This is a genomic window from Frankia sp. CeRuru1 (genome assembly GCF_977966315.1).
Map to the genome: position 1 here is coordinate 9,261 of NZ_CDWWEW010000049.1, position 10,412 is coordinate 19,672.

Genomic DNA, 10,412 nt, shown 5'->3' on the forward strand with positions numbered 1-10,412 from the left:
GGCCGGGGGCATCGCAGCCGGGGGCGGCCCGTCCGACGGGCACGACGGAGCCGAGCGGGTGATCACCGAGGCGCTCCACCTGCCCGTCCGTCATCCCTGGGACGCCGTGCGGCAGGCCAGGGCACTCGGGCGCCCGACCACCCTCGACCTGATCTCGCTTCTGCTGGACGACTTCAACGAGCTGCACGGCGACCGGGCCTCCGCCGACTGCCCGGCGATGGTCGCCGGTCTCGGCCGGTTGGGCGGAGTCGGGCTGGCCGTGATCGGCACCCAGAAGGGGCACACGGTCGCCGAGCTCAGCGAGCGGAACTTCGGCATGCCCAGTCCCGCCGGGTACCGCAAGGCGGCGCGGGTCATGCGGCTGGCGGCCAAGCTCGGCCTGCCGGTGGTCACCTTCATCGACACCGCCGGCGCCCATCCCGGCGTCGAGGCGGAGGAACGGGGACAGTCGGTCGCGATTGCCGAGAACCTGCGCCTGATGGGGGCGCTGCCCGTTCCGGTCGTCGCCGTCGTCACCGGCGAGGGCGGCAGCGGCGGAGCGCTGGCGCTCGCGGTCGCCGACCGGGTGCTGATGTGCGCGAACGCGGTGTATTCAGTGATCAGCCCGGAGGGATGTGCGTCGATCCTCTGGAAGGACGCGACCGCCGCGCCGAAGGCGGCCGAGGCACTGCGCGTGGACGCGCGCCAGCTGCTGGAGCTCGGGATTGTCGACGGGGTCGTACCCGAGCCTGACGGCGGTGCCGCGGCCGATCCCGTCCACGCCGCGGCGCTCGTCGGTGCCGCGCTGCGCGCGACGCTGGCGACGCTGGGATTGGCCGGCCCGGAGGAGCTCGTGTACCGGCGGTGGCTGCGCTTCCGTCGCTTCGGCGCGGTGGCGGGTGAGCCGGCCGGCGCGTCACCCCCGGAACGCCTGGGCAACTCCGAACACCCGGGACACTCCGAACACAGGGAGCAGAGCTCATGAGCACGACTGTGGCAGCGCGCCGCTCCGGCGCCGTCTCCTCCAACGGAAACCGGGCGGTCGACGATCCGGGCACGGCGCCGGGATGGTCGACCGCCGCGCCCGGCCCGCTGTCCGCCATCGACGCGGCGGACGTCGACACCATCCTGGCCGCGGTGCAGCACCACGCCCTTGCCCTGTACGCGAACGCGGTGCGGCCGCCGTCGCACCTGCGGGTGACCGCCGGCGACATCGTCGTGGAGCTGGCCTGGACCGACCTGGCCGAGCTCGGTGACGACCGGCGCGGGCCCGTCCAGGCGACGGCGCCGCCGCGTCGTCATCCGGTTCCCGCGCCTCGCTCCGTTCCTGGTGGTGCCGTTCCCGGCGGTGCTGGTTCCGGCGGTGCTGGTTCCGGCGGTGCTGGTTCCGGTGGTGCCGTTCCCGGTGGTGCCGTTCCCGGCGAGGTCGCGCTGGTCGAGGAGCGGTCGGCGGACTCGCCGACCGCCGGTGGTGATGCTGGCCTGAGCTACGTCACCGCGCCGAGCGTCGGGGTCTTCTACTACGCTCCCGAACCCGGTGCGCGGCCGTTCGTCCGGGTCGGGGACACCGTGAAGGCCGGGCAGCAGGTCGCGATCCTCGAGGTGATGAAGCTGATGATCCCCATCGAGGCGGACACGGCCGGCCAGATCGTCGAGGTGTGCCAGCCCGACGCGACGTCGGTCGAGTACGGCGAACGGCTGATCGCTATCGATCCGGACGCCCGCGGCTGATGGTCACCACCGTCCTGATCGCCAACCGGGGCGAGATTGCTCTGCGGGTCCTCCGCACCTGCCGGGAGCTCGGCCTGCGCACCGTCGCCGTCTACTCGGCCGACGACCGCGGCAGCATGGTGACCCGGCTCGCCGACCGGGCCGTCCAGATCGGTCCGGGCCCCGCCGGCCGTAGCTACCTCAACATCCCGACGATCATCGAGGCCGCCCGGCTCGCCGGTGCGGACGCCATCCATCCTGGATACGGATTCCTTTCCGAGAACGCGGACTTCGCGGAGGTCTGCGAGTCCGAGGGCATCACCTTCGTCGGACCGCCCGCCTCGGTCATGGAGAAGCTCGGGGACAAGGCCGTCGCCCGCTCGCTGATGGTTGCCGCGGGCCTTCCGCTGCTGCCCGGAAGCCATACCGCGATCGACCACGCGGACGAGGCAGAGGTGTTCGCCGACAGGATCGGCTATCCCGTGATCATCAAGGCCGCTGCCGGCGGCGGCGGTCGGGGGATGCGCGTCGTCGAGCAGCCCGAGGAGTTCCTTCGCGCCTACACCGAGACCCGGGCGGGCGCGCAGGCCGTCTTCGGCGACGGGCGGGTGTACGTCGAGCGGTACCTGCCTTCGGCTCGGCACGTGGAGATCCAGGTGCTCTGCGACCAGTACGGCAACGGCGTGTACCTGGGGGCCCGGGACTGCTCGGTGCAGCGGCGTCACCAGAAACTCATTGAAGAGACGCCGGCGCCCGGCCTCCCCGCGGACCTCATCGAGGAGATGGGGCGGGCCGCGCTGCGCGGGGTCTCCACGGCGGGCTACGTCGGCGCGGGCACCGTCGAGTTCCTGGTCGACCCGGCCGGTGCGTACTACTTCATGGAGGTCAACTGCCGGCTACAGGTGGAGCATCCGGTGACGGAGATGGTGACCGGCATCGACCTCGTCGCCGAGCAGTTCCGGATCGCCGCGGGGGAGAAACTCGACCTCACCCAGGACGCGGTCGTCCCGCGCGGCGTCGCGATCGAGTGCCGCGTCAACGCCGAGGACCCGGTCCGGGGATTCGCCCCCGCGCCCGGAACGCTCACGGAGTGCCATTTCCCCGGCGGGCCCTTCGTCCGGGTGGACAGCCACGTGCACCCCGGCTACCGGATACCGACCCGGTACGACTCCCTGCTGGCGAAGGTGGTCGCCTGGGCGCCGGATCGCGACGGCGCGGTCCGGCGGATGCGCTCGGCCCTGTCAGAGCTGCGCATCGAGGGACCGGGCGTGGCCACGACCGTGCCCTTCCTCCGGCGGGTGCTCGACGATTCCCGGTTCCGGACCGCGACTCACGACACCTCCCTCGTCGCCGCGCTCACCTCGACCGGCTGACCAGAGTTCTCTACGCAGAGTTGTGGAGGGTTGAGTACGGTCTGACGCCGCCAGACCGTACTCAACCCTCCGCATTTCCCCGGCCATGCCAGGCCGGGCTGAGGTCTGGGTTATCCACAGATCGCGGTAGGCCCTGGCACCGCCGCTGATCGGTGGGTGAGTCTGTGACGGTGACAGCAGGATCATGCCCGGTGGCGGCGAGGGTGCGTTCGGCATGACGCAGGACGGGCGCGTCGACCATCCGTCCCTCGAAGGAGAACACGCCGGCGGAGTGCGCCGCCGCGTCGAGTACCCGCCGCGCCCACGCCACCTCGTCGGCGGACGGCGCGAATGCCTGCCGCACGGCCGCGACCTGCCTCGGGTGGATACACGCCTTCGCCGCGAAGCCGCTCGCGACGGCGTCACGAGCCTCGGCCGCGAGGCCGTCGACGTCGGCGATGTCCAGGTACACGGAGTCGACGGCAACCCGCCCGTGCGCTCCGGCCGCCAGCAGGACGCTCGCCCGGGCATGCAGGGCGACGCCCCGGTAGCGGCCGGCCTGGTCCCGGCTCGACCGGCCACCCAGCGCGGCGACGAGATCCTCCGCCCCCCACATGACGCCGATGGTGGTGGGAACGGCCGCGATCCCGGCCGCGGCGAGCACGCCGCGCGGTGTCTCGCACAGGGCGACGACCCGGCGCGGCCCGACGGCGGCGACCTGCTCGGCGGACTCCGTCTTGGCCAGCATGACGATGGTGTAGGGCGTGTCGGCGAGGGCGCGCAGGTCCTCGTCGTGATCGGCGGTCCCGGCGGGGTTGATCCGGACGATCGCCCGCAGTGGGTCGAGGACGGTCTCCCGCAACGCGCGCCGTGCCCGCGGCCGGTCCGCCGCCGCCACGCCGTCCTCCAGATCGAGGATGACCCCGTCGGCCGCGGCGGCCGCCTTGGCGAATCGGTCGGGCCGGTCCGCGGGGCAGAACAGCAACGCCGGGCCGGGCAGCTGCCCGATCACCGGTCCGCCGCCCGGCGCAGCATCAGCGCGGACCGTACCGCCACGGCTACCACGTCACCGTGCTGGTTGCGCGCGGTGTGCTCGAAGGTGACCACGCCCTGCCCGGGCCGACTGCGGGAGAGCCGCTTGTCGCGCACCACGGTCTCGGCGTAGAGCGTGTCGCCGGGGAACACCGGTGCGGGGAAGCGGATCTCGGTGAACCCGAGGTTGGCCACGGTTGTTCCCTGGGTCAGCCGGCTCACCGACAGGCCGACCAGCGTCGCGAGGGTGAACATGCTGTTGACCAGCCGAGTGCCGAACGTCTGGGTCGTGCTCCAGGCCTCGTCGAGGTGCAGCGCCTGGGTGTTCATCGTCAACGTGCTGAACAGGGTGTTGTCGGCTTCGCTCACGGTCCGCCCGGGCCGGTGGGCGTAGATGACGTCGGTCTCCAGCTCGTCGAACCACAGCCCCCGTTCCTCGACGCGCCGGCATTCCCGCCCTGTCTGCCCTGTCTGCCCTGTCTGCCCTGTCTGCCCTGTCTGCCCTGTCTGCCCTGTCTGCCCGGTCTCCGCGGTCTGCGGGGGAGGGGATGTCCCTGCCTCCATCGGTGCCTCCCTCGATCGACTCCCGTCGCCGGCCGCCGGTGTTCAGCGGCCGAAGACGGCAGGGGTAGGGTAACCCGCGTTGCGCTGGCCGTGGGTGAAGGTTCATCACCCCTTCCGGGGGCGTTCCGGTCGACCCGATAGCTTCCGGGCGTCCGGAGTGCGGGTGGCGGGCCGGCCCGATGAACCGCCGTCCCCGGAAAAGACCGGAAAAGAACCGTGCGGTCCTCGTGATGAAGGAGTCCGGAAATACGGCACCGCAGGCTTTTGTTGGCACTGGCCGTTGGTACGCTGACCGCGTCCGTGTCGATCCCGATCCCGGCGGGCGCGGCCACCCCGCTCGGCACCGGGACCGCTCCGTCCACGATCGCCGTGATCGGCGACATCCCCTACGGCGCCGCCAAGATCGCCGAGTTCCCCGCCGACATCAGCAAGATCAACGCCGATCCCGACGTGTCGCTGGTCGCGCATCTCGGCGACATCAAGAATGGCAGCAGCGTCTGTTCGGACTCGTACTTCGCCACCATCAAGTCGGATTTCGACCAGTTCCAGGATCCTCTTGTCTATACCCCCGGCGACAACGAGTGGACCGACTGCCACCGCGCGAACAACGGCGGCTACAATCCTCTCGAACGTCTCGGAAAACTGCGTCAGGTGTTCTTCCCTGTCCCGGGCCGGACCCTCGGCGTGAACGCCCGGCAGGTCACCAGTGAATCCGCGGACCCGGCCTACGCGCCCTTCGTGGAGAACGCCATGTGGACCCAGTCCGGTGTGGTTTTCTCGACACTTAACGTGCAGGGCAGCAACAACGGCCTCGTCCCGTGGTTCGGGGTGACGCCGCTGTCCGCGGAGCAGCGGAACGAGTATTCCACCAGGCTTGACGCGGACCTTGAGTGGATCAACAAGGCGTTCAACGCCGCACGCCAGACCGGGGCGCCGGGGGTCGCGCTGCTCATGCAGGCCGATATGTGGGACACCAGCGCGCTGGCCGCCGGTGGAGATGGTCTGAGTGGCTTCGATCCCATCGTCAAGCGGATTGGGACCCTCGCCGAGCATTTCGGCAAGCCGGTGCTCATCCTGCAGGGTGACTCGCACAACTTCCGGGTCGACCACCCGTTCACGAGCACGGACCCGCTTTACGGCCTCCACCCGCTGGCCCCGAAGACCCTGCAGGCTCCCAACGTGACCCGCATTGTCGTCGATGGCAGCGCTCAGGCGAACGGCTACCTGAAGCTCACGATCAACCCGGCTGCCCCGGGCGTCTTCAGCTGGACTCGCGTCAACTACTGAGGGTATGAATCCTCCCACCGGCCGGGGCCGTTTCGCGGTCCCGGCCGGTCCCGGAGCCGATGAGGGCGAGCATCGACGCCGCCCGGCTGCGCAGCCGGTGCGCGGTTACCGGCACAGAGGCCGGTACGCGAGATCGGGGGCGTATCTCCGCCACTGATCCTCGGTGATGGTGGTCGTGACGGAGCCGCACAGCGCGTGGGTGATCTCGTCCCCTCTCGTCTCCCACAGACGGGCGCCGCGGCCATCCACCGTCACCAGGGAACGGTCGCGTGGGTTGAACGTCGAGAACGTGTCGCCGGGGAGCGTGGCCACTGTCTGCGGATGGTCGGGTCTTCGCAGATTCCACGCGGACCGGGACTAATTGATGGCCGAGCGGTGAACACCGTGCGACCGCAATGTGACGTCGCCGTTTACCGGAGTGTCGCCGGGATCTACCATCATGGGGGCAGACGGGGCCAATCGGGGGATTCGGGCGGAGGGCTGGTGCGTTCGGCGCAGCGGGGCAGGACCGTCGGGCTCCTGCTGGCCGGTCTGCTCGTGATCGCGGTGGTGGCCCTGATCGTGGTCCCCCGGCTGGGGGGCGACGCCGGCGGTGGTCCGCCCGATGGCAGCGTGCGGACCGTCCGGGTCCTGGCCGGTTCGGAGAAGCGGGACTTCTTCGCGGATCCCGCGGTGGGCGTCCGGCTCGCGGAGCTCGGCTACCGGCTGCAGGTCGATACCGCGGGGTCCAGGGAGATCGCCACCAGCCGCGACCTGACCCCCTATGACCTGGCCTTTCCGGCCGACGCGCCGCAGGCCGACCGGATCAGGGCCGCCAGGAAGGTGACGAAGTCCTACGTCCCCTTCTTCAGCCCGATGGCGATCGCCACCTTCCAGCCGATCGTGTCACTGCTGCAGAACGCCGGGGTCGTGCGGATGGACGGCGGCCACCGCGTCCTGAACATGCGCGGCTACCTCGATCTGGTCGGTAGGAACACCCGCTGGTCGGACCTGCCGGGGAACACCGCTTTCGAGACCGGCAAGTCCGTGCTCATCAGTTCGACGGATGTGCGGACGTCGAACTCCGCGGCGCTGTACCTGGCGATCGCCAGCTATGTCGAGAACGGCGGCAACGTCGTCGCCGACAGCGCCGCGGCGGATCAGGTGGCCGCCCGCTGCGCACCGCTGTTCGTCAAGCAGGGCTATGTCGAGCAGTCCACCCAGGAACCCTTCGACGACTTCCTCACCATTGGGATGGGGAAGACACCGATGGCCATGATCTACGAGGCGCAGTTTGTCGCCCGTCAGCTCGCGAAGGACGGCTCCATCAGCCCCGACATGGTCCTCATGTACCCGGAGCCAACGATCTACGCGAAGCACACGGTGGTACCGCTGACCGCCGATGGCGAGGCCGCCGGGCGGCTACTCGCCACCGACCCGCAGCTGCAGCGTCTCGCGGCTCAGCACGGGTTTCGTACCGCGGATGCCGCGTACGGCCGCCGCCTGGCCACCGAACGGGGTCTCGCGCCGCCGCCGTCGCTGGTTGACGTGGTGGAACCGCCCACCGCCGCCATCGAGGAACGCATGATTGACAAGATTGTGAACCAGGCGCAGGGGAGACCCGGTTGACCACGCAACCGCCGGCCGCCGACCGGAATACGGCACCTGGCGATACGGCACCTGGCGGCGACCTGGTGCTGACCCCGCCCGAGCCGGTGGCACCGGTGCCCCTTGACCGGGCCGAACCGGCCGTTCCGATCGATCCGGGCGCCGCGGCCCGGCTGGACGAGCAGGCTGGCACGTTCGCGCGCACGCTGCTGTCCATCGATGCCCACTCGCCGGCGTTCACGTCGAAGGTCGCCGCCGTGCACCGGCTGGGGGAGAAGGAGATCCGGGAATCGGCGTCGGTGTCCAACCGGTTACTCGACAAGCCCACCCGGGCGATGAACTCCGGGCCCTTCGACCAGACCTCGGCGGTGTCGAAGTCCCTGGTCGAGCTGCGCCGGGTCGTGGCGGACCTCGACCCCTCCCGGCAGAATCTCGACGCCCCCAGAAAGCTACTCGGCGTGCTCCCCTTCGGCAACCGGCTGCGGGACTACTTCGCCTCCTACCGGTCGTCGCAGGCCCACCTGGACGGGATCCTGCGCTCCCTGCAGCACGGTCAGGAGGAGCTGCGCCGGGACAACGCCGCCATCGAGCAGGAGAAGCAGAACCTGTGGGCGACGATCGGCCGGCTGCGGGAGTACGCCTACCTCGCCGGCAGACTCGACGGTGAGCTCGAGACGGGGATCGCGGCGCTCGCGGGCACCGACCCGGACCGGGCGGAGGAGCTTCGCCGGGATGTGCTGTTCTACGTCCGCCAGAAGCACCAGGACCTGCTCACCCAGCTTGCCGTCGGCGCACAGGGCTACCTTGCGTTGGACCTGCTCCGGCGCAACAACCTCGAACTCATCAAGGGTGTGGACCGGGCGAGCACCACGACCGTGTCGGCGCTGCGCACCGCGGTGATCGTCGCCCAGGCGCTGGCCGACCAGAAACTGGTCCTCGACCAGATCTCGGCCCTGAACAGCACCACCGAGAAGATTATTTCCGGCACATCGGAGCTGTTGCGCCGGCAGAGCGCCGACGTGCACCGGCAGGCGTCCTCGGCGACCGTCTCGCTGCGGGCCCTCCAGCAGGCCTTCGCGAACATCTACGCCACCATCGACGCCATCGACGACTACCGCGCCGCCGCGCTGGACACCATGCGAACGACAGTGGACGCGCTGTCCACCGAGATCGGCAGGGCCACCGCCTACCTGGACCGGTCGGCCGCGGGCGAGGTCGGCGAGCTTGGCTCGTACCCCGACGGAGGTGGCGAGCTGACGCTGCCGGGCGGCGGCCGGTGAACCGACGGCCGCGCGCAGCCCTGCTCGCGTGTCTCCTGACGGTGCTGCTCGCGGCCGCCTGCTCGGGCGGAGGCCCGGGACCGGCGGACGGGTCCGGCACCGGCGGGTCCGGCACCGGCGAATCCGCGGGCGAACTCACCGTCCTCGCCGGCTCCGAACTCCAGGACATCCAGCCGCTGCTCTCCGATCTCACCCGGGCGACCGGCGTCACCCTGCGGCTGACCTACACCGGCACCCTGGACGGCGCCGACGCGATTACCAGGGGCACCGCCCAGGCCGACGCCGCCTGGTTCGCCTCCGACCGGTACCTGCGACTGCTGCCGACCGGCGCGACGCCCGTGGCCGCGCGATCGTCGATCATGCTGTCGCCGGTGGTGTTCGGGGTCCGGCGCAGCCTGGCCCGGCAGTTCGGCTGGACCGGCAACCCGAACGTGACCTGGGCCGACATCGCCGCGAAGGTGGCGGCCGGCCAGCTCTCCTACGCCATGACGAATCCCGCGGCGTCGAACTCGGGTTTCTCCGCCCTGGTCGGGGTGGCGGCGGCACTCGCCGGCACCTCGGACGCGCTGCGCCCGCAGGACATCAGGCCTGCCCAGCTGACCTCGTTCTTTTCTGGCCAGGCACTGACCGCGGGCAGTTCCGGTTTCCTGACCGACGCCTACGCCCGCTCCCAGGACACTCTCGGCGGCATGATCAACTATGAGTCGGTGCTGCTGGCCCTGAACGCCGGGCACCGGCTGCGCGAACCATTGGAGCTGATCTATCCCAGGGACGGGATCGTCACCTCCGACTACCCTCTCCTGCTGCTGCGGCCGGATAAGCGTGACCTCTACGACCGGGTCGTCAGCTGGCTGCGCCTGCCGCAGACGCAGCGCCGGCTGCAGACTGCCACGAGCCGCCGGCCGGCCCTGCCCGGAGTGGCGCTGGACGCCCGGTTCCCGACGCGGACGCTCACCGAGCTGCCCTTCCCGGCGAGCCGGCAGGTCGCCGACCAGCTGCTGTCCGCCTACCTCGACCGGTTCCGGCGGCCCAGCCACGCCATCTTCCTGCTCGACCTGTCCGGGTCGATGGCCGGACCGCGGATAGCGGCGCTCCAGGCGGCGCTGCGCGGGCTCACCGGTGCGGACGACACGTTGCCCGGCAGGTTCGCCCGGTTCCGGGGTCGCGAGAAGATCACAATGATCACCTTTGCCGGCCGGGCCCACGACCCCGTGGACTTCGCCGTGAACGACCCGCGGCCGGGCTCCGCGGATCTGGCGGGCGTCAACACGTTCGTGGACGGCCTGCAACTCCAGGGCAACACCGCGATCTACTCGGCGCTGGAGGCCGGCTACCGGGCCGCCGGCGCGGCCGTCGAGGCCGACCCCGGCTACCTCACGTCGATCGTCCTGATGACCGACGGGGAGAACAACTCCGGTATCTCGGCCGCCGACTTCCGCTCCTCCTATCAGCGGCTGCCGGCGGCCGCGCGTGCCGTGCCTACCTTCACGATCGCCTTCGGGGAAGCCGACCCGGCGGCGCTGCGGGATATCTCCACCGACACCGGCGGCGCGGTGTTCGACGCCCGTACCTCGTCGCTGGCGGACGCGTTCAAGGACATCCGTGGCTACCAGTGAACCGC

Annotated in this window: 10 protein-coding genes; 7 read left to right on the forward strand and 3 right to left on the reverse strand. The window is 70.7% G+C overall.

Translation table 11 applies throughout. The annotated features are described in order from the left end of the window. From accA to AC08OP_RS05945, 3 genes are all read left to right on the forward strand, one after another. The coding region (accA, locus tag AC08OP_RS05935; RefSeq protein WP_476613261.1) for an acetyl-CoA carboxylase carboxyl transferase subunit alpha at nucleotides 1-964 on the forward strand (964 nt) is incomplete at its 5' end. After that, entirely contained in the window at nucleotides 961-1,710 is a 750-nt protein-coding gene (locus AC08OP_RS05940; protein WP_476613262.1) for an acetyl-CoA carboxylase biotin carboxyl carrier protein, read from the forward strand. The genes accA and AC08OP_RS05940, both read left to right, overlap by 4 nt. Beyond that, on the forward strand, nucleotides 1,710-3,062 hold the full coding sequence (locus tag AC08OP_RS05945) for an acetyl-CoA carboxylase biotin carboxylase subunit (protein ID WP_476613263.1): 1,353 nt from the start codon (nucleotides 1,710-1,712) through the stop codon (nucleotides 3,060-3,062). The genes AC08OP_RS05940 and AC08OP_RS05945 overlap by 1 nt, the downstream gene beginning before the upstream one ends. Nucleotides 3,063-3,123: 61 nt before the next feature. On the opposite strand, the gene AC08OP_RS05950 is transcribed toward AC08OP_RS05945, so the two are convergent. Both AC08OP_RS05950 and AC08OP_RS05955 read right to left on the reverse strand, forming a co-directional pair. Then, nucleotides 3,124-4,053, reverse strand: a complete 930-nt coding sequence (locus AC08OP_RS05950; RefSeq protein ID WP_476613264.1) for an HpcH/HpaI aldolase/citrate lyase family protein — start codon at nucleotides 4,051-4,053, stop codon at nucleotides 3,124-3,126. Continuing rightward, nucleotides 4,050-4,637: a MaoC family dehydratase gene (locus tag AC08OP_RS05955; protein ID WP_476613265.1), complete on the reverse strand. Its 588-nt coding sequence runs from the start codon at nucleotides 4,635-4,637 to the stop codon at nucleotides 4,050-4,052. Before AC08OP_RS05955 ends, AC08OP_RS05950 begins: the two co-directional genes overlap by 4 nt. A 300-nt stretch (nucleotides 4,638-4,937) precedes the next feature. Between AC08OP_RS05955 and AC08OP_RS05960 the strand changes: the two genes are divergently transcribed. Beyond that, the gene (locus tag AC08OP_RS05960; protein ID WP_476613266.1) at nucleotides 4,938-5,924 is read left to right on the forward strand and encodes a metallophosphoesterase; all 987 of its coding nucleotides are present in this window, start codon (nucleotides 4,938-4,940) and stop codon (nucleotides 5,922-5,924) included. Nucleotides 5,925-6,029: 105 nt separating this feature from the next. Here the strand turns inward: AC08OP_RS05960 and AC08OP_RS05965 are convergent, their stop codons facing one another. Next, the gene (locus AC08OP_RS05965) at nucleotides 6,030-6,236 is read right to left on the reverse strand and encodes a hypothetical protein (RefSeq protein ID WP_462188068.1); all 207 of its coding nucleotides are present in this window, start codon (nucleotides 6,234-6,236) and stop codon (nucleotides 6,030-6,032) included. Nucleotides 6,237-6,407: 171 nt separating this feature from the next. Between AC08OP_RS05965 and AC08OP_RS05970 the strand changes: the two genes are divergently transcribed. The 3 genes from AC08OP_RS05970 to AC08OP_RS05980 are packed head-to-tail and all read left to right on the forward strand — an operon-like array spanning nucleotide 6,408 to nucleotide 10,407. Then, on the forward strand, nucleotides 6,408-7,532 hold the full coding sequence (locus tag AC08OP_RS05970) for a hypothetical protein (protein ID WP_476613267.1): 1,125 nt from the start codon (nucleotides 6,408-6,410) through the stop codon (nucleotides 7,530-7,532). Beyond that, complete coding sequence (locus AC08OP_RS05975) at nucleotides 7,529-8,791, forward strand: toxic anion resistance protein (protein ID WP_476613268.1); 1,263 nt, start codon at nucleotides 7,529-7,531, stop codon at nucleotides 8,789-8,791. Before AC08OP_RS05970 ends, AC08OP_RS05975 begins: the two co-directional genes overlap by 4 nt. After that, nucleotides 8,788-10,407: a vWA domain-containing protein gene (locus AC08OP_RS05980; RefSeq protein ID WP_476613269.1), complete on the forward strand. Its 1,620-nt coding sequence runs from the start codon at nucleotides 8,788-8,790 to the stop codon at nucleotides 10,405-10,407. The genes AC08OP_RS05975 and AC08OP_RS05980 overlap by 4 nt, the downstream gene beginning before the upstream one ends. Nucleotides 10,408-10,412: the final 5 nt, after the last annotated feature.